Below are 18497 nucleotides of genomic sequence, written 5' to 3'. Positions count from 1 at the left end.
CAGTCGGTAAAAGGGCGGGTAGCCCCGGATCATTTGCGCGAGTAGTGCTGCACCAGGCGATCACCCAGGCTCTGCAGCAGCTGCACGAGGAGCAGCATGAGCACCACGGTAACCAGCATCACGTCGGTCTGGAAACGCTGGTAGCCGAAACGGATGGCCAGGTCGCCGAGGCCGCCCGCCCCCACCACGCCGGCCATCGCCGTGTAGGACACCAGGGTGATGGCGGTAACCGTGATGGCCGCGATGATGCCCGGACGCGCCTCCGGGAGTAGCGCGCGGAAGATGATCTGCCGGGTGCTGGCGCCCATCGCCTGGGTGGCCTCGATGATGCCGCGATCGACTTCGCGCAGCGCGGTTTCCACCAGCCGTGCGAAGAACGGCGTGGCACCGGCCACCAGCGGCGGAATGGCCCCGGCCACGCCCAGCGAGGTGCCGGTCAGCAGCAGGGTCAGCGGAATCATCACGATCAGCAGGATGATGAATGGCAGCGAGCGCAGCACGTTGACCAACAGCGAGAGCAGCGCATACAGGCCGCGGTTATCGAACAGCTGACGCGGCCCGCAGAGGAACAGCAGCACGCCCAGCGGCAGGCCGAGCAGCACGGTGAACAGCAGCGAACCGCCGAGCATGAGCAGGGTGTCCAGACTGGCCAGACCAATCTCGTACCAGTCGATATGGCTGAAGAAGGCGTCCATCAGCGCAGCACCTCCAGATGCACGTCGGCGGCCTGGAAGCAGGCCAGCGCGGCGTCGATGTCGCCGCCGGTCAGGGCCAGGGTCAACTGGCCGTAGGGCACGTCTTTGATGCGGTCGATGCGCCCGGCCAGGATGCTGTAATCGACGCCGCTGCGGCGCGCCACCTGACCAAGCAGCGGTGCGTAGGTCGCCTCGCCCTGGAAGGTCAGACGCAGGATGCGTCCCGGCACATGGGCGAAGTCGGCGTGCTGCGCGTCGGCGTCCACCGCCTCATCTTCCTGGACGAAGCGCTGCGTGGTGGGATGCTGCGGGTGCAGGAATACCTGGGCCACCGCGCCCTGCTCGACGATGCGCCCGGCGTCCATGACCGCCACGCGGTCACAGACCCGGCGGATCACGTCCATCTCGTGGGTGATCAGCACGATGGTCAGGCCCAGCTCGCGGTTGAGCTCGGCCAGCAGCTGCAGGACCTGCCCGGTAGTCTGCGGATCGAGCGCACTGGTCGCCTCGTCGCACAGCAGGATCTTCGGTGCCGTCGCCAGGGCGCGGGCAATGCCGACCCGCTGCTTCTGCCCGCCGGACAGCTGTGCCGGATACTTGTGCGCCTGCTCGGCCAGGCCGACGCGCTGCAGCAGCTCATCGACACGCTGGGCGATGGCCCGGCGCGACAATTCGCCGGCCAGCTGCAATGGCATGCCGACGTTTTCCGCCACGGTCTTCGAGGACAGCAGGTTGAAGTGCTGGAAGATCATGCCCAGGCGCTGGCGGAAACGCCGCAGGCCCTGGCTGTCCAGTGCGGTGACGTCCTCGCCATCGATGACGATGCGCCCGCCACTGGGCTGCTCCAGGCGATTGAGCAGGCGCAGCAGGGTGCTCTTGCCGGCGCCGGAGTGGCCAATCAGGCCGAACACCTCGCCCCGGCCAATGTGCAGGTCGCAGGGGTGCAGCGCGGGAATGTCTCGGCCATTGACCTGGTAGGCCTTGTGCACCTGGTGCAGTTCGATCACGGATAAACCTTTTGGGCTTGCAGGCAGACACAGCGCGGATGGCGACGTGACAGCCGGATAGACGGATGCAGGCGGGGAAGTCTACCCGCAGCGGCATAGGTCGCAAAAATCTTTATAGACCTATGCTTATAGCCTTTTGTCGGAAAACTGTCTGCCCGATCAACCCTGTCGACAGTGATCCAGCAGCAGCTGCGGGGCCTGCTCGGGCACCAGCAACTGCCGGGGCTGCAGCTCATAGTGGCTGTCCAGCCTCTTCACCCGCGCCGCCAGCAGGGCCGCCACCCAGGCGTAGTCACGCACCTGGCGCACCTGGATCTGCAAGCGGCAGTCGAACTGCACCAGATCGGCGGCCACGCCATCGAGCAGCTCACGCAGCGCCTGGTTGTCCTGCTGATCCAGCATGGGCAGGGCAATCTGGTTAAGCGGCTTGCTCAGGTCAATATGTTGCGGTTCACGACGCGCCGCTTCGGCCGCAGCCGCTGCGGCTGCACGGGCCTGTTCGGCAGCCAGTGCCTGCGCCTGTGCGGCGCGGGCCTGCTCGGCCTGGCGCAAGGCCTGTAGACGCTGCGCCTCGGCCTGTTGCGCGGCCAGCGCCTGGGCTTGCGCACGCGCCTCGGCAGCTGCTCGGGCAGCGCCGATATCGCGCTCCAGGGCAGCATCCTCATCGGCGTTGGGCAGGTGACGACGCGCCTGCTGCAAGGCTTGCCCGGCAGCCGCCAGATCCCCCGAGGCCAGGTGGCGGCGGCCCTGCGCCAGATAGGCGGCGGCCAGCAGGCGGCGCGCACCCTGCAAGCGGGTATCCCCGGGAATGCGCTGCTGCAGGCCCTGCAGCTGACGCTCGGCATCGGCCAGGCGACCGGCCCCCAGCTGCTGCTCCAGCACACGCAGGGCCTGCACGTTTTCATCCACCGGCGGCAGGTTGTCCGCCTGCAACGACGGGCAGATCAGCAAAGACACAAGCAGCAGGCGGGACAGGTTCATGACAGGCAGACCGGGCAGCGCAGTGGGGGAAATGATCACGCGCCCGGCGGACCGTTCGTCAAAAGCTGACTCATGGGGTCGCACCCGCATGGCGCGGCAAATTCTACACTGCGCGCCGACGCAGCAGAAAGCTGAGCAAAAACAGTGCTGCGGCACAGACCACAATCGATGGGCCGGCCGGGGTGTCCTGGAACCACGACAGACTGAGCCCGCCACACACCGCGAGCAGGCCGAGCAGGCTGGCGCCCAGCGCCATCTGTTCCGGGGTGCGCGCATGGCGCTGCGCGGCGGCGGCCGGAATGATCAGCAGCGAGGTGATCAGCAGCACCCCGACGATCTTCATGGCCACCGCGATAACCAGGGCAATCAGCAGCATCAGCGCCAGACGAATGGCCGCCACCGGCAGCCCTTCGACCCGCGCCAGCTCCTCATGCACGGTAATCGCCAGCAGCGGTCGCCACAGCGGCACGAGTATCAGCAGCACCAGCGCACTGCCCGCGACTATCCAGTACAGGTCCTCGCGGCTCACCGCCAACAGGTCACCGAACAGGTAGCTCATCAGGTCGATACGCACTTCGGGCATGAAACTCAGGGTCACCAGGCCCAGCGACAGGGTGCTGTGCGCGAGGATGCCCAGCAGCGTGTCGGAAGCCAGTGGCTGGCGCTGCTGCAGGGTCACCAACAACAGCGCCAACAGCAGGCAACCGACGGTGACCGCCAGGGTCGGGCTGATATCCAGCAGCAGGCCGATGGCCACGCCAAACAGCGCCGCGTGCGACAGGGTGTCACCAAAATAGGCCATGCGCCGCCAGACCACGAAGGAGCCCAGCGGGCCAGCCACCAGCGCCAGCGCCAGGCCGGCGAGCAGGGCATGCAGGAGAAAGTCGGGCATGGTCATCAGTGCTTGCAGTGGGGGCCGTGAACATGGGGGGTGAGCACCACGCCGCCATGCAGGTCGTGCTGGTGGTCATGGTGATGCTGGTAGACCGCCAGGCTGCGCGCATCCTGGCCAAACAGCGCGTGAAAGGCCGGGTCGGCGCCAACCTGCTCGGGATGCCCGGAGCAGCAGACATGCCGGTTCAGGCAGATCACCTGGTCAGTGGCACTCATCACCAGATGCAGGTCATGCGAGACCATCAATACGCCGCAGCCGTAGCGTTCGCGCAGGCGGCCGATCAGCCGGTACAGCTCGGCCTGGCCTGCCACATCGACGCCCTGCACCGGCTCGTCGAGCACCAGCAGCTGCGGCTTGCGCAGCAGTGCGCGGGCCAGCAGCACGCGCTGCAGCTCCCCGCCGGAGATGGCCTGCAGCGGGCTGTTGAGTACCTGCTCGGCACCTACCTCGGCCAGCGCCGCCTCGGCCTCGGCACGACCGACCCCGGCCACCAGGCGCAGGAAGCGCAGCACGCTGAGCGGCAGGGTCGCCTCCACCGAGAGTTTTTGCGGCATATAGCCAATACGCAGGCGCGACTGGCGCCAGACGCTGCCCTGGCTGGGCCGCAACAGCCCCAGCACGACGCGCACCAGGGTGGTCTTGCCGGCACCGTTGGGGCCGATCAGGGTGACGATCTCCCCGGCCTGCAGATCCAGGTTGACGCCCTCCAGCACCGCCTGGCCGGCAAACTGCACGGTGACATCATGCAAACGAATCAGGCTGTCGGACATGGCGACTCCTGACAGGCCCGACAACGCCCCAGCACCTCGACGGTCTGCCCCTCCACGGCAAAGCCCAGGGCCGCCGCACTGCTGACGATCGCCTGGCTGATCGCGGGTTGCTGCAGCTCGATGGCGGCATGGCACTGCCGGCAAATGAGGAACTGCCCCTGATGCACATGCCCGGGATGGCTGCAGCCGACAAAGGCATTCAGCGAAGCAATGCGGTGCACCAGGCCGTGTTCCAGCAGAAAGTCCAGCGCCCGGTAGACGGTCGGCGGTGCAGCACGCCGGCCGTCCACTTCACTGAGCACGCCGAGGATGTCATAGGCGCCCAACGGCCGGTGGCTTTGCCAGACCAGCTCCAGCACACGCTTGCGCAGGGTAGTCAGGCGCACCCCCTGCTGCAGGCAGAGCTGCTCGGCCTGCTCAAGCGCGTGGCTGACACAATGGCTATGGTCATGCGGCTGGCAAGCCAGCTCGGGATGGGCAGAAGCAGTCATGGGCGATGGGGGCGACGGCAATGGCGAAGAGACGTTATTCTATTACGCTTTACAGCCCAGGTGTTGCCATCGTGCGTTGCTTCCTTGCCCTTGCCGCCCTCCTTTTCGCCAGCAGCCAGGCACTGGCTGACGTGCGCGTACTGACCAGCATCAAGCCACTGCAGCTGATTGCCGCCGCCGTACAGGACGGCCTCGGGCAGCCCGAGGTGCTGCTGCCGCCGGGCGCCTCGCCGCACCACTTTGCCCTGCGCCCCTCGGACATGCGCAAGCTGCAGCAGGCCGAGCTGTTCTACTGGATCGGCCCGGACCTGGAAGGCTTCCTCGCCAAGCCGCTGGCCAGTCGCACGGCCACGACACTGGCCGTACAACAGCTCGATGGCCTGCAGCTGCGCCACTTTGGCGAGCCTGCCCGTCCCGCTGACCATGACCATGACCATGACCATGACCATGACCATGACCATGACCATGACCAGCATGAGTCTGCCCACGACGAACATGATCACCAGCATCAGCCCGGCACCCTGGACGCCCACCTCTGGCTGTTGCCGGCCAATGCCCAGCGCATCGCCCAGCGCATGGCCAGCGACCTAGCCGCGCTGGACCCGCAACAGGCCGCACGCTACCAGGCGAATGCCGACGCCTTCGCGCAACGCCTGAGCACACTCGACCAGCACCTGCAGGCACGCCTGGCGCCGCTGCAGGGCAAGCCGTTCTTCGTCTTCCACCAGGCGTTCGACTACTTCGAACAGGCCTATGGCCTGCAACATCGCGGGGTATTCAACCTGCTCGGCGAAGTGCAGCCCGGCGCCCGGCATGTCGCACTGATCCGCCAGCAACTGCAGAGCACCGGCCCCAGCTGCCTGTTCAGCGAACCGCCGCTGCGCCCGCGCCTGCTACAAACCCTCGGCGACGGCCTGCCGGTACGCATGGCCGAACTGGACGCCCTGGGCTATGCGCTGGCCGCCGATGCCGAGGGCTATCCGCGCCTGCTGGAAAACCTCGCCGACAACCTGGCCGGCTGCCTGGAGCAACTGTAAGCCGACGCCGCCAGCAGCACGCACCGGCTAACCCGCCGCCGGCACCCGTCCCGCATAGTCCGCGACCAGCCCCAGGAGAATCGCCAGTCCGGCCCAGTGGTTGTGCAGAAACGCCTGAAAACAGGCCTGCGGTTCGCGCGAGCGGGTCTGCCAGAACTCCCAGGCAAAACACAACGCCGCCACCAGCAAGCCGCCATGAAAAGCCAGGCCGAGCTTGAACTGTGCCCCGGCCAGCAACAGGCAGAACAGCGCCAACCCCTGCAGGGTAAGGATGATCGCGCGGTCGGCATCGCCGAACAGGATGGCCGTGGACTTCACGCCAATCTGCAGGTCGTCCTCGCGGTCGGTCATCGCATAGTAGGTGTCGTAGGCCACCGTCCACAGCAGGTTGGCGAAGTACAACAGCCAGGCCGCCAGCGGCACCTCGCCGGTTTCGGCCATGAACGCCATGGGAATGCCCCAGGAATAGGCCGCCCCCAGCACCACCTGCGGGTAGTAGGTATGGCGTTTCATGAAGGGGTAGCAGGCCGCCAGGGCCAGCGCGCCAAACGACAGGTAGAGGGTCGCCAGGTTGGTGCACAGCACCAGCAGCAGGCTGAGCAGCAACAGCCCGGCGAACAGGCCCAGCGCCTCGCGCTCGCTGACCCGCCCACGCACCAGCGGGCGCTGGTGAGTACGCGTGACATGCCCGTCGAAGTGCCGGTCGGCATAGTCGTTGATCACGCAACCCGCCGAGCGCATCAATACCACGCCGCTGACGAAAATCAGCAGATTGCCCCAGCTGGGCACACCCTCGGCCGCCACCCACAGCGCCCAGAGGGTCGGCCAGAGCAGCAGGTAGATGCCAATCGGGCGATCCAGGCGCATCAACTGGATAAAGTCGAAAGCCCGCGGGTGCAGGCGATTGAGCGATTGCAGCAGCTTCAGATACATGCGCGTTCTCCGGGCGAGGCGGCGATTATAGGCCGGCATCCTGCCAGAAGCGCGGCAGGAACACCTCGGCCACCAGCACCTGCAAGGCTCCGCGGCTGAAGCAGGAGCGCCGCGCCCACAGCCCATCGGCCTGCATGGCCGGCGGCAACCAGGCCGACGGATAGCGACAGGCTTCGATGGCACCGCGCTGGAAGGCCTGATCGCTGAACAGCAACTCGCCCAGCGAGCGACAGCCCAGTTGGGCCAGGTCGAGCCCTTCGCCCTGGCTGTGCGCGGCCACACTGCGGGCAAACACCCAGGCCTGGCCCGCCCCACGCAGGTACACCTCACGCACCCAGCCGCGTGCCGCAGGTGGCAAGCCCAACGCCCGGCACTCATCGGCGCGCAGGCTCTGCCAACCTTCCTGGAGCGGCTGCACGCTGAACTGACCGCCCGCCAATGCGCTCAACCGACGGGTCAGCGAATCACAGGAAAACAGCCAGTCGCGCCAGCTGGCCGGCAGCTCGGCAGGCATGTGCGCCACACTCAGCCAGGCCGGCGTGGCAATCGGCGTATCGGACACGGCAACTCATTCCGCAGCTAAAAGCGCGGCAAGCTTACCATCGCGCCCGCCCCCCTGTGCGTGCCGGCTATTGCCGGCAGGCGACACACGCAGTACAAACGACAGCACCTCCCCCCGATGAGACTGCCCGGCATGAAACAATGGCAATGCATAGTGTGTGGCCTGATCTACGACGAACGCCTGGGCTGGCCGGATGACGGCATCGCCCCGGGTACCCGCTGGGAAGATGTCCCGGCAGACTGGCTGTGCCCCGACTGCGGCGTGAGCAAGGATGACTTTGAGATGGTCCTGCTGTCATGACGGCAACAGGGCCCGCGCATGCCCCGCTGGTGATTGTCGGCAGCGGCCTGGCGGGCTACCAGCTGGCCCGCGAATGGCGCAAGCTGGACAGCCAGACACCCTTGCTGATCATCAGCCAGGATGACGCCCGCGCCTACGCCAAGCCCATGCTGTCCACCGGACTGGCCAAGGACAAAAGCGCCGAACAACTGGTGCAGGCCGAGGCCGGCGCGATGGCCGAGCAACTCAAGGCACAAATTCGCAGCCATACACAGGTCACGGCCATCGACCCGGCCCAGCGCCAGTTGTGGCTGGGCAACGAGTGCCTGACCTACCGTGACCTGGTGCTGGCCTGTGGCGCCGAGGCACTCCGGCCCGACCTGCCGGGCGATGCCGCCGATTGCCTGTTCACGGTCAACGACCTGCAGGACTACGCACGCTTTCGCCAGGCCCTGCACGGCAAGCAGCGGGTGCTGATCCTCGGCGCCGGACTGATCGGCTGCGAATTTGCCAACGACCTGCTGCTCGGCGGCTACCAGCCCTGCCTGGTGGCGCCCGCCCCGCAGGTCATGCCCGGCCTGCTGCCCGCGCCCAGCGCCAGCTGCGTGCAGGAGGCCCTGGCGGCAGCCGGCGCCGAGTTCCACCTAGGACGTCAACTGGTACGCCTGGAGCACGCCCGCAGCGGCCTGTGCGCCAGCCTGGATGATGGCCGGCAACTGCATGCCGACCTGCTCCTCGCAGCCATCGGCCTGCGCCCACGTACCCGACTGGCCAGCCAGGCAGGCCTGGCCGTGGGCCGCGGCATTCAGGTCGACCGCCTGCTGCATAGTTCGCAGCCACATATCTACGCCCTCGGCGACTGTGCCGAGGTGGCCGGCCACAGCCTGCTCTACGTCATGCCACTGATGGCCGCGGCACGCGCCCTGGCGCGCACCCTGGCCGGCGAGCCGACACAGGTCAGCTACGGAGCCATGCCGATCACCGTGAAGACACCGGCGTGCCCCCTGCTGGTCGCCCCGCCGTCCGGCGAACAGCCCGGCCAATGGCAGTTCACCGGCCAGGCGCCTGACCTGCGCGGCGAATACCGCAGCCGTGATGGGCGCCTGCTCGGCTATGCACTGTGCGGCAGCGCGGTGCAGGACAAACTGGCGCTGAATCGAGAACTACCCGCGCTTTTGGCGTGAACAGCGTGGCTTATGGCCAATATGCCCGGCTAAGCTGCCGACAAACTGTCTGACAAGACTGGCGCAGCCTAGGCCAGCATGCCATTCTCCCGTCGGTCTACCGCCGCGCAGAGCGGTTGCCGCGGGATCGGGGTCAGCCCCGGTCAGCACGGACACAACAACAACAAACCGTCAAAGAGGCATTTATGCGTAAACCCGAACTTGCCGCCGCTATCGCGGAAAAAGCCGACCTCACCAAGGACCAGGCCAATCGCGTACTCAACGCCCTGCTCGAAGAAATCAGCAACGCCCTGAACCGCAAGGACAGCGTGACCCTGGTTGGCTTCGGCACTTTCGTTCAGCGCCATCGCGGCGCACGCACCGGGAAAAACCCGCAAACCGGCCAGCCGGTTACCATCAAGGCCAGTAATACCGTCGCCTTCAAGCCGGGCAAGGCCCTCAAGGACGCGGTCAACTGAGTCCTGCGGGGACAAGGATGTCCCCAGAGCCTGACCGGCGTCACAGGGTGGCGCCGGCAACCGGCAAAGCAGCTGTAGTCTGCGGCGAAAAACACTACAATGCGCGGCCATTTGTATCCAACCGCCGAGGCCTCGCGCATGAAATTCCGTTTTCTCCTGTGGATGATGGGCCGCCTGATGGCCAAAGCCAGCCGCAGCAATCCCGACTTCCAGAAGCAACTCGACGGCAAGGAACTGGTCTTCCAGCTGCACACCCTGGACGGCAAGGTCGCCCGTCACTTCATCGTCAGCCAGCAGCGCATCACCAGCAAGTCCGGTCGTGTCGAGGCGCCCGCCTTTGCCCTGGGTTTCAAGGACAGTGCCTACGGCTTCGCCACCATGACCGCCAAGAACAAGCAACTGGCCTTCATGCAGGGCATCCAGAACAAGGACATCCAGATCCAGGGCAACCCGGCCCTGGTCATGTGGTTCCAGGGCCTGACCAAGTACCTCGCCCCGAAAAAGTCCAAGCCGGCCAGCAAGGCCGCCTGAGCCTTGCGGCACAAGGATGCCTGTCATGCGCCTGATCAGCCTTTTCGCCCTGCTGTTGTGCAGCCTGGCCAGCCAGGCCGCCACGCCCCTGCAGGACAGCCTGGAGCTGATCGGCATCCAGCAGTTGTGCCTGCAAACTGGCGCACTGGCCCAGCAGGGCATGCCCGCTGAACAGCAAGCAGGCCTGGCCAAGGCCTTTGACGGCGAGCGGTTGTGCCATGACCTGCAGCAGCGCCTCGCCAAGCGGCTGAGTCGCGAGCAACAGGAGCAGGCTCAGGTGCTGCTGGGTGGCGAGCTGGCGCGCTTTTTCAGCGAAGCCGAACGCAGCGCGGCCAGCGATCCGCAACTGGCCGCCTACCGCCAGCGCCTGGCCGAGCAACCGCCGCTCGGCGCGCGGGTCGAACTGATCCAGCAACTCGATGCAACAGCGCACACCAGCGCGCTGGCCAGCCTGCTGCGCTATGAAATCGGCAAGAGCCAGGCCTGGCTGACCGTGCACAGCCGTGGCGAAAGCATCGACGAGCAACAACTGGCCAGCGCCACCGTCGAACAACAGCAACGCCTGCAACAGGCCAGCCAACAGGCGGTGCAGGGCTTCATGCTGTATGCCTACCGGCGCATGCCCAGCGAGCAGCTACAGAGCTATCTGGACCTGTATCGCCAACCGCCGCTGCAAGCGCTGCTGCAGGCCAGCCAGGAAGAGCTGCTGCAGCTGTTTCGCGAGCGACGCAGCGAACTGCTGCACTGAACTGCCCGCCCGGGTGCCCAGGCGCCGCTCAGTGCCCCTGGAACTGAGCGGCCAGCTCACGCAGCGCGGCCTCGGCTTCCAACACCTTGTCCAACGCTTCTTCGGCCTTGTCGCGACTGATCTGCAGGCGCGCCAGCAGGCTGTCGGGAATCTCCTGACTGGGGCCGCTGCCGATCTGCCGCTGGCGCAGCAGGCGCAGGGTCAGGCACAGCAGGTTGGCATACACCGCCAGCGGGCCGTCGTAGTCCGGGTCTTCCTGGAAGCGCAGGGCAACCGCCAGCTCCTCCGGCATATCCCAGAAACGCATCAGCCAGCTGCCGATCTGCTCACGGGTAATCCCCAGCAGGTGCTGCTCGATATGGCTGTGTCCAAGGTGCGGATTGACCTCCTGGTGCCGGCAGATCAGCGAAAAATGCGGCGGGAAGATGTGCGCCAGCACCAGGTAGCCGAAGTTGTGCAGCAGCCCCGCCAGGTAGGCCAGGCCCGCCTCAGGCCGCTCGGCCCGGGGCATGGCGCGGGTCAGCCCCTCGATGACCGCGGCGGTATAGATCGCCTGCTGCCAGTAGGGTGTACTGTGCTGGGCACGGTCGCGGGGCAGGCTGAGGGTCTTGCCCAAGGCCAGGCCCAGCGCCAGGTTGATCACCAGATCGAAGCCCAGCACCCGGACAATGGCATCTTCCACGGAGCGGATCTTGCCCGGCGCCGCGTAGTAGGGTGACGCCGCCCAGCTGACTACCTGCGCAGCCAGTGCCGGATCGGTTTCCACCACACCGGTAATGTCATCCACCGTGGCATTCGGGTCGACACGCAGCTTGATGATCTTCTGCGCGGTTTCCGGTAGCGGGGGGATCTCGATGGTTTCCTCCAGCCGCTGCTGGATGCGCCGCGCGGTGAAGGTGTGTACCGCCAGGGTGATCTCCGCGCGGTCATCCTCGGGACGCCGCAGGTTCGGCTGGATCGCCGCCAGCGGCTCTGCGAAGTGCGCCGCGCTGGCCTTGCCCAGCAGGCTGCGGAAATCGCTGCTGGCAATCCCCAGGAGCACCTGCGGATCGCCCGAATCCAGCCAGAGCATGGGCTGCTGGAGAATGCGTTCATCGTACAGACAGGGCGAGCTGGTCAGCGGCGGCAGCGCCGGCAGGGTATGCAGCTGATGCTTGCCGAGCATGCGTTCCAGGCGTTCCGGCTTGACCGCCTGCAACTGCCGGCCGGTGAGCTCGGCCAGGCGCTTGAGGTCCAGCAACTGGTCCTGGCTGAACAGCACCAGCAAGGCCCCCACCGCATCATCCAGCAAGACCGCCTGCAGGCGGCTCACCGCCGGCAGCACGCACGTGCTGTCGGCCAGCTGGAAAGGTACGCCCAGTTTGCCGAGCAACTGTTCAATGAGCAGCGGCGCACGCGGGGTAGGGTGTTCTGCGGGTTCGGTCATCGCCCAAAGTCCTGCCAGGTGGAAATGCCTGCAGTATAACCAGCACGGCGCAGGCTGCTATGCACGGCTGCGCATCCGTTCACACCTGGCCATATTGCTGACCATGCCGCAGCCAACGCTCAAGCAGCGGCGCGACATGCTGCGGCCAGCGCTGCAACAGCTCCTGCGCGGCGTCACGCACCGCCGGCAACAGGTCGGCATCGCGCATCAGGTCGGCCACCTTGAACTGCAGCAGGCCGGTCTGCCGGGTACCGAGCATTTCGCCGGGACCGCGCAGTTCGAGGTCTTTCTCGGCGATGATGAAGCCGTCGCACGTCTCGCGCATGATCGCCAGACGTTCGCGGCCGAGCTGCGACAGCGGCGCATGGTAGAGCAGTACGCAGTGGCTGGCGGCACTCCCTCGACCAACCCGTCCGCGCAGCTGATGTAGCTGAGCCAGGCCCAGGCGCTCGGGGTTCTCGATGATCATCAGGCTGGCGTTGGGCACGTCGACGCCGACCTCGATCACCGTGGTGGCCACCAGCAGCTGCAGCTCGCCGCGCTTGAACTGGTCCATCACCGCGGCCTTCTCGGCCGGCTTCATGCGCCCGTGGATCAGCCCGACGCGCAGCTCGCCGAGCGCCGCGGAGAGCTCCTCGTAGCTGGTCTCGGCGGCCTGGCAGGTGAGTTCCTCGGATTCCTCGATCAGCGTGCACACCCAGTAGGCCTGGCGGCCCTCGCGGCAGGCGGCGCGCACCCGTTCGATCACCTCGGCACGCCGGCTATCGGCGATCACCAGGGTATTGACCGGCGTGCGTCCCGGCGGCAGCTCGTCGAGAATCGACGTATCCAGGTCGGCGTAGGCGCTCATCGCCAGGGTTCGCGGGATCGGCGTGGCCGTCATGATCAGCTGGTGCGGGCACAGCCGACCGTCGACACCCTTCTGGCGCAGGGCCAGGCGCTGCTGCACGCCGAAGCGGTGCTGCTCGTCGATGATCACCAGGGCCAGGCGGGCGAAGCGCACTTCCTCCTGAAACAACGCATGGGTGCCCACCACCATCGGGCAACCGGCGGCAATCTGTTCCAGCGCGGCCGCACGGGCCTTGCCCTTGAGCTTGCCGGCCAGCCAGGCCACCTCGATGCCGAGTGGCTGCAGCCACTGCGTGAAGTTGCGAAAGTGCTGCTCGGCGAGGATTTCCGTAGGTGCCATCAAAGCCACCTGGTAACCGGCTTCCAGTGCCTGCAAGGCGGCCAGGGCCGCCACCACGGTCTTTCCCGCGCCCACATCGCCCTGCACCAGACGCAGCATCGGCTCGCTCTGGCTGAGGTCATAGGCGATTTCCGCCGCCACACGGCGCTGCGCCCCGGTAGGCGTAAAGCCGAGGTTGCCGAGAAACTGCTGCGGCAGGCGCTGCGCCTTGGCCAGGGCCGGCGCCTGCTGGGCACGCACCTGCTGGCGCAGGCGTTGCAGGGACAGCTGATGGGTGAGCAGCTCCTCGAAGGCCAGACGCTGCTGCGCCCAGTGCTGCCCCTCGGCCAGCTCCGCCAGGTCGGCATCCGGCGGCGGCCGGTGCAGATAGCGCAAGGCCTCGGCCAGTGGCCCGAGTCGATACTGTTCAGCCAGCTGCGCCGGCAGCCAGTCCGGCAGGCTGTGCGGGCCCAGGCGTGCCAGGGCCTGCTGGCTGAGCTGGCGCAGGCGCTGCTGGGTCAGCCCCTCGGTCGTCGGATAGATGGGCGTCAGGCTCTGCTCTACCGGAGCCGGCTCATCGCCGCTCTGCGCACGGTATTCCGGGTGGTAGATTTCCAGGCCGGTGGCGCCGGGACGCACCTCGCCATAGCAGCGCAGCGCAGTCCCGCGCTTGAGGGCATCCTTCTGCGCCTGGCTGAAATGGAAGAAACGCAGGCTGAGCGTACCGCTGCCATCCTGCAGGCGTACCAGCAGGCTGCGCCGCCGCCCCATGACCACGTCGGCACCCGCCACCACGCCTTCGACGACCGCATCCTGCCCCGGCCGCAACGCACCGATCGGGGTAATGCGCGTACGATCCTGATAGCGCAACGGCAGGTGGAACAGCACGTCCTGCAGGGTTTCCAGGCCGACCTTGGCGAGCTTTTCCGCCAGTGCCGCACCCACCCCCTTGAGCGCCGTAACGCTGACCTGGGCCAGCTCGCTCACGGCTTGGCGACAGCCTGCGGTGGACGCCCCACCGAGCACAGACGAATCGAATCAGCCAGTACTTCAATGGCGTTGGGCCGCGGGAAGCTGGCACGCCAGGCAATCGCCACGGTGCGGAACGGCACCGGCGGGGTCAGCGGGCGAATATCGATGACGCCCGGCGCATAGTGGTGGCTATCCACGGCGGACAGCGGCAGCACGGAAATACCCAGGCCGGACGCCACCATGTGGCGGATGGTTTCCAGCGAACTCGACTCGATGGTGGTGTGGCGCTGCTCATCGGCCTTGCGTGTGGTCGGGCACGCCTCAAGGACCTGATCACGGAAGCAGTGTCCCTCGCCGAGCAACAGCAGACTCTTGTCATTGAGCAGGCCGGCATCGATCGACTGCAGCTCGCTCCACGGATGGCCAGCCGGCATCAGCACATAGAACGGCTCGTCATACAACGGCTTGGTCAGCACATCCGCCTCGTGGAACGGCAGGGCAATGATGATCGCATCGAGCTCCCCGGTGCGCAGCTTGTCACGCAGCACATGGGTGAAATTCTCCTCGATATACAGCGGCATATCAGGCGCCACTTTGTGCAGCTGCGGGATCAGGTGCGGGAACAGGTAGGGCCCCACGGTGTAGATAGCCCCCACCTTGAGCGGCGCGGCCAGCTGGTTCTTACCCGCCTGGGCCAGCTCGCGGATGCCCTGGGCCTGTTCGAGCACCTTCTGTGCCTGGGCGACGATGCCTTCACCAACGGGCGTCAGGCGCACCGCGCTTTTGCTGCGCTCGAAGATCAGCACGCCGAGCTCGTCCTCCAGCTTCTTCACCCCCACCGACAGGGTCGGCTGGCTGACATGGCAGCGCTCGGCGGCACGACCAAAATGCTGTTCCTGGGCGAGGGTAACGATGTAGCGCAGTTCTGTGAGGGTCATAGTCTGTGTCCATTGAGATGCGGCCAAGCATAGCCGCTGTCTTCAAGGGAACCAACCAGTACGCCGCGCTAAACTCAGCGGCGCCGATCCAGGGAAAACACGAAGGGCGCGACGATCTCCAGGCGGCCATCCTTGAGCATATCCTGCGGCGGCTTGGGTAGCGGCTGGGCACGGCGAATCATCTGCAAGGTCGCACGATCCAGCGAGGCATTGCCGGAGCGGCCCACCAGTTCGAAGTCCAGCACGCGCCCCTGCGCATCGACCACGAAGCGCAGCTTGTTGACGCCCTCGATGCCCCGGCGCCGGGCATCTTCCGGGTAACGCTTGTAGCGTCCCAGGTGACTAAGCAAGCGCGCCTGCCAATTGATCTGCGCGCGGCTCGGCGCTCCGCCGGCAGCCTGCTGCGAACGACTCGGGACAGCTGCCGGCTCACCCTGGCTAGGCACGCTGCTAACGGTTTCACTAACCTGCCGACTGGGCGGCTGCACGGGCTTGGGCTCGGGCGGGCGTGGCTTGGCCTTGGGCGGACGCGGCTTGGGTTTTGGCTTGGGCGGGGCCAGCGCCAACTTCGGCTTGGGGGCCTCGACCAGGCGCGGCTGCGGTTCTGGCACCACTTCGGGCTCGACCTGCGGCTCCGGCTCAGGCGGCGGTGCCGCTTGCGCTGGCGCAGGTGCTGGCGCAACCTCCGGCAAGGGCGCCAGCTCCACCAGCATGGCCGGTGGTGCCAGCAGCGCGGGCATGGCCTGCGGCTTCCAGTACAACGACCAGAGCAACAGCCCGAGGTGCAGTGCCAGCACCAGCAAGAGCGCCAGCCCCCAGCGCGCCAGTGAACTCACGCGCATGGTCATTGCGCGCCAACCGTTTCCAGGCCGACCAATCCAACCTTGAGGTAACCCGCGGCACGCAGACCATCCATGACCTGCATCAGCTCGGCGTATTCAACGCTCTTGTCACCGCGCACGAAGATGGTCTTGTCCTTGTCGCGGCCACTGGCCTGGTCCAACGCCTGGCCCAGCGCAGCCAGCTGTATGGCTTCGTCACCCAGAAAGAGACTGCCGTCTTCCTTGATGCTCAGGTAGATCGGTTTGTCAGGACGCGGCGTAGGCTGCGCACTGGAGGCCGGCAGGTCGATCTTCACGTCTACCGTGGCCAGGGGCGCGGCCACCATGAAGATGATCAACAGCACCAGCATCACATCGATGAAGGGCGTGACGTTGATCTCGTGGTTTTCCTGCAGCTCGTCGCCGCCTTCGTTGAGGTGCATGCCCATCGGCGCTCAACCTACCTTGACCATCTTGCGCTCGGCCTGGGCCGGGCTGGCTTGCGGGTCGAGATCACGACTGACCAGCAGCAACACCTGGGCCGAGGCATCCGCCACCTGCGCCTTGTAGCCGGCAATGGAACGGGCAAATACGTTGTAGATGACCACCGCAGGAATCGCTGCCACCAGACCCAGGGCCGTGGCCAGCAGGGCCTCGGCAATGCCGGGAGCGACCACTGCGAGGTTGGTGGTTTGCGATTTGGCGATGCCGATGAAGCTGTTCATGATGCCCCATACCGTGCCGAACAGCCCGACGAACGGCGCCGTCGAACCAATGGTGGCCAGTACGCCGGTGCCCTGACTCATCTTGCGACCACTGGCTGCCACCAGGCGCTCGAGGCGGAAGCTGACACGCTCCTTGATGGCTTCGCGATCCAGGCTGTTGGCCGAAAGCTGCAGCTCTTCGCGGGCGTCATCGATCAACAAGCTGCTAAAGCTGTGCTGGGCACGCGCCTGCTCGGCAGCCTGCAGCAGGGTCCGCGCGCCCTTGAGCTGGCGCAACTCGCGGTGCAGACGGCGCTTGGCCAGCAGCAGCTCGATACCTTTGCCGATCCAGATGGTCCAGGTGATGATCGAGGCGATGATCAGCCCGATCATTACCCCCTTCACCACCACATCGGCCTGGTTGTACATGCCCATGGGCGACAGGTCGTGGACTACCGGTTGCCCGGCCAACGCAGCCTCTTCGGCGGCCAGGGCTGCCTGCTCACGGGCCTCGAGCTCGGCACGCCCTTCGGCGGTGAGATTCTGCTCGGCATAGAAGGCTTCGCGAGCCGCCAGGCGCTGGCTCTCATCGGCCTCCGCCGGCAACGCCTGCAGGCGCTCGCGCAGCGCTTGCAGCTGCGCATCGACGGGTGCTGCTACAACGCCGTCGCCCGGCGTCGGCGCCGCGCTAGTAGCTGCCGGGACGGCTTCCTGCAGGACGGGCGCACCCGGCAACGGCGTGGCCAGTGGTTCGGCCTGCAACACGCCGCCCAGGCTCAGCCCCAGCAGCAGGGTAACCCGCGCAGCCAGGCGCAGCAGGGCATTGGGCGTGACACGAAGGGAAGAGCAAGACATAGCACCGAACCTAAAGAGTAGGGTAAACCGCATGCGAGCCCGCAGCTCGACACAAATTGCCGGCATTATTGCAAACAATTCTTGTTTGATAAAGCTGCCATGTAACATTGTTGCACAGCCCCGGGGTAAGCCGGACAATCCGCCGAAGTGCACGCCATACTGCGGCATCCCACCTCAGGAGCCCCCGCCATGCAGCATCCCAGCCTGCTGATCGCCGGTTGCGGCGATGTCGGCAACCGCCTCGCCAGCCAGCTGCACGCCTGCCAGTGGATAGTCCACGGCCTGCGCCGCGATGTCTCGCGACTATCTGTCGCAGCCCTGCCAGTGCCAGGCGACCTTGCCCAGCACGACTGTCCCGCCGCCTGGCCGGAACAGCTCGATTACCTGGTGTTCTGCGCCGCGCCAAGTCGCGGCGACGAGGCCGGCTATCGGGCTACCTATGTGGATGGCCTGCAACAGGTGCTCGCCTGGCTGGCCAGCCGCGGCCAACGGCCACGCCGCCTGCTGTTCGTATCCAGCACCGGGGTGTACGGGCAAAGCGACGGTGAGTGGGTCGACGAGCAGAGTCCGGCGCTCGCCGACAGCTTCAGCGGGCAAATCCTCCGCGAAGCCGAACAGCTGGCCTGGCGCAGCGGCTTGCCGGCCACCTGCGTACGCCTTGCCGGCATCTATGGGCCGGGACGCCACTGGCTGCTCAATCAGGTTCGCCAGGGCTATCGTGCGCCTAGCCAGCCGGCGCTGTATGGCAATCGCATCCATGCCGACGACGCGGCCGGCCTGCTGGCTTTCCTGCTGCAGGCGGACTGGCGCGGGCTGCCTTTGGCGGACTGCTACCTCGGCGTCGACGACCAGCCGGCGCCGCTACACGAGGTCGTCGACTGGCTACGCGCGCAGCTGCAGGTCAGCACGCAGCTACCCGCCGGCCTGATGCGCCGTGCCGGCAACAAACGCTGCAGCAATCAGCGCTTGCGCGCGCTCGGCTGGCAGCCGCGCTACCCCAGCTATCGCGAGGGCTATACCGCCCTCCTGCAAGACGCCTGAC

21 protein-coding genes are annotated in these 18497 nt (G+C 66.5%); 7 read left to right on the top strand and 14 right to left on the bottom strand.

The features are described 5' to 3' along the window. Positions 1 to 29 precede the first annotated feature (29 nt). The 6 genes from CFY91_RS11535 to CFY91_RS11510 form a co-directional block, all read right to left on the bottom strand. Positions 30 to 695: a methionine ABC transporter permease gene (locus CFY91_RS11535; RefSeq protein WP_093986516.1), complete on the bottom strand. Its 666-nt coding sequence runs from the start codon at positions 693 to 695 to the stop codon at positions 30 to 32. Then, positions 695 to 1702 (bottom strand): methionine ABC transporter ATP-binding protein, encoded by a 1008-nt coding sequence (locus CFY91_RS11530; protein WP_093986515.1) that lies wholly within the window; start codon positions 1700 to 1702, stop codon positions 695 to 697. The genes CFY91_RS11535 and CFY91_RS11530 overlap by 1 nt, the downstream gene beginning before the upstream one ends. Positions 1703 to 1861: 159 nt before the next feature. Further along, entirely contained in the window at positions 1862 to 2683 is an 822-nt protein-coding gene (locus CFY91_RS11525; RefSeq protein ID WP_133063686.1) for a hypothetical protein, read from the bottom strand. 103 nt (positions 2684 to 2786) lie between these two features. Beyond that, the gene (gene znuB / locus CFY91_RS11520; protein WP_093986557.1) at positions 2787 to 3575 is read right to left on the bottom strand and encodes a zinc ABC transporter permease subunit ZnuB; all 789 of its coding nucleotides are present in this window, start codon (positions 3573 to 3575) and stop codon (positions 2787 to 2789) included. 5 nt (positions 3576 to 3580) lie between these two features. Continuing rightward, entirely contained in the window at positions 3581 to 4348 is a 768-nt protein-coding gene (gene znuC, locus CFY91_RS11515; RefSeq protein WP_093986513.1) for a zinc ABC transporter ATP-binding protein ZnuC, read from the bottom strand. Beyond that, positions 4333 to 4839, bottom strand: a complete 507-nt coding sequence (locus CFY91_RS11510) for a Fur family transcriptional regulator (protein WP_093986512.1) — start codon at positions 4837 to 4839, stop codon at positions 4333 to 4335. Before CFY91_RS11510 ends, znuC begins: the two co-directional genes overlap by 16 nt. A gap of 68 nt (positions 4840 to 4907) precedes the next feature. Here CFY91_RS11510 and znuA point away from each other — a divergent pair, with 68 nt between their 5' ends. Next, positions 4908 to 5876 carry a zinc ABC transporter substrate-binding protein ZnuA gene (gene znuA, locus CFY91_RS11505; protein ID WP_371870515.1) on the top strand — a complete coding sequence of 323 codons (969 nt, stop codon included), beginning with the start codon at positions 4908 to 4910 and terminating at the stop codon, positions 5874 to 5876. Between the two features lie 27 nt (positions 5877 to 5903). On the opposite strand, the gene ubiA is transcribed toward znuA, so the two are convergent. Both ubiA and CFY91_RS11495 read right to left on the bottom strand, forming a co-directional pair. Next, complete coding sequence (gene ubiA, locus CFY91_RS11500; RefSeq protein ID WP_093986510.1) at positions 5904 to 6809, bottom strand: 4-hydroxybenzoate octaprenyltransferase; 906 nt, start codon at positions 6807 to 6809, stop codon at positions 5904 to 5906. A 25-nt stretch (positions 6810 to 6834) separates the two neighbouring features. Then, positions 6835 to 7356 carry a chorismate--pyruvate lyase family protein gene (locus CFY91_RS11495; RefSeq protein ID WP_371870516.1) on the bottom strand — a complete coding sequence of 174 codons (522 nt, stop codon included), beginning with the start codon at positions 7354 to 7356 and terminating at the stop codon, positions 6835 to 6837. Positions 7357 to 7503: 147 nt separating this feature from the next. Here CFY91_RS11495 and CFY91_RS11490 point away from each other — a divergent pair, with 147 nt between their 5' ends. From CFY91_RS11490 to CFY91_RS11470, 5 genes are all read left to right on the top strand, one after another. After that, complete coding sequence (locus CFY91_RS11490; RefSeq protein WP_093986509.1) at positions 7504 to 7671, top strand: rubredoxin; 168 nt, start codon at positions 7504 to 7506, stop codon at positions 7669 to 7671. Next, positions 7668 to 8834: an NAD(P)/FAD-dependent oxidoreductase gene (locus CFY91_RS11485; RefSeq protein WP_093986508.1), complete on the top strand. Its 1167-nt coding sequence runs from the start codon at positions 7668 to 7670 to the stop codon at positions 8832 to 8834. Before CFY91_RS11490 ends, CFY91_RS11485 begins: the two co-directional genes overlap by 4 nt. 185 nt (positions 8835 to 9019) lie before the next feature. Beyond that, positions 9020 to 9292: an HU family DNA-binding protein gene (locus CFY91_RS11480; protein ID WP_093986507.1), complete on the top strand. Its 273-nt coding sequence runs from the start codon at positions 9020 to 9022 to the stop codon at positions 9290 to 9292. A 138-nt stretch (positions 9293 to 9430) separates the two neighbouring features. Next, a complete protein-coding gene (locus CFY91_RS11475; protein ID WP_093986555.1) occupies positions 9431 to 9823 on the top strand; it encodes an SCP2 sterol-binding domain-containing protein in 393 nt (130 codons plus the stop codon). A 25-nt stretch (positions 9824 to 9848) separates the two neighbouring features. Beyond that, positions 9849 to 10571 carry a hypothetical protein gene (locus tag CFY91_RS11470; RefSeq protein WP_093986506.1) on the top strand — a complete coding sequence of 241 codons (723 nt, stop codon included), beginning with the start codon at positions 9849 to 9851 and terminating at the stop codon, positions 10569 to 10571. A gap of 28 nt (positions 10572 to 10599) precedes the next feature. Here the strand turns inward: CFY91_RS11470 and CFY91_RS11465 are convergent, their stop codons facing one another. From CFY91_RS11465 to exbB, 6 genes are all read right to left on the bottom strand, one after another. Further along, the gene (locus tag CFY91_RS11465) at positions 10600 to 11997 is read right to left on the bottom strand and encodes an aminoacyl-tRNA deacylase and HDOD domain-containing protein (RefSeq protein WP_093986505.1); all 1398 of its coding nucleotides are present in this window, start codon (positions 11995 to 11997) and stop codon (positions 10600 to 10602) included. 79 nt (positions 11998 to 12076) lie between these two features. Beyond that, positions 12077 to 14152 (bottom strand): ATP-dependent DNA helicase RecG, encoded by a 2076-nt coding sequence (recG, locus tag CFY91_RS11460; protein WP_093986504.1) that lies wholly within the window; start codon positions 14150 to 14152, stop codon positions 12077 to 12079. Next, on the bottom strand, positions 14149 to 15075 hold the full coding sequence (locus CFY91_RS11455; RefSeq protein WP_093986503.1) for a hydrogen peroxide-inducible genes activator: 927 nt from the start codon (positions 15073 to 15075) through the stop codon (positions 14149 to 14151). Before CFY91_RS11455 ends, recG begins: the two co-directional genes overlap by 4 nt. A 74-nt stretch (positions 15076 to 15149) precedes the next feature. Further along, entirely contained in the window at positions 15150 to 15923 is a 774-nt protein-coding gene (locus CFY91_RS11450; RefSeq protein WP_093986502.1) for an energy transducer TonB, read from the bottom strand. Next, positions 15920 to 16345, bottom strand: a complete 426-nt coding sequence (exbD, locus tag CFY91_RS11445) for a TonB system transport protein ExbD (protein ID WP_093986501.1) — start codon at positions 16343 to 16345, stop codon at positions 15920 to 15922. Before exbD ends, CFY91_RS11450 begins: the two co-directional genes overlap by 4 nt. Before the next feature lie 6 nt (positions 16346 to 16351). Then, positions 16352 to 17455 (bottom strand): tonB-system energizer ExbB, encoded by a 1104-nt coding sequence (gene exbB / locus CFY91_RS11440; RefSeq protein ID WP_229727145.1) that lies wholly within the window; start codon positions 17453 to 17455, stop codon positions 16352 to 16354. 189 nt (positions 17456 to 17644) lie between these two features. On the opposite strand from exbB, the gene CFY91_RS11435 reads away from it, so the two are divergent. Beyond that, a complete protein-coding gene (locus tag CFY91_RS11435; RefSeq protein ID WP_093986500.1) occupies positions 17645 to 18496 on the top strand; it encodes an NAD-dependent epimerase/dehydratase family protein in 852 nt (283 codons plus the stop codon). Position 18497 lies beyond the last annotated feature (1 nt).

This window comes from Pseudomonas fluvialis (assembly GCF_002234375.1).
GTDB lineage: Bacteria > Pseudomonadota > Gammaproteobacteria > Pseudomonadales > Pseudomonadaceae > Aquipseudomonas > Aquipseudomonas fluvialis.
Note: the sequence above shows the minus strand (reverse complement) of the source record. Positions and strands in the feature narration are given on the sequence as shown.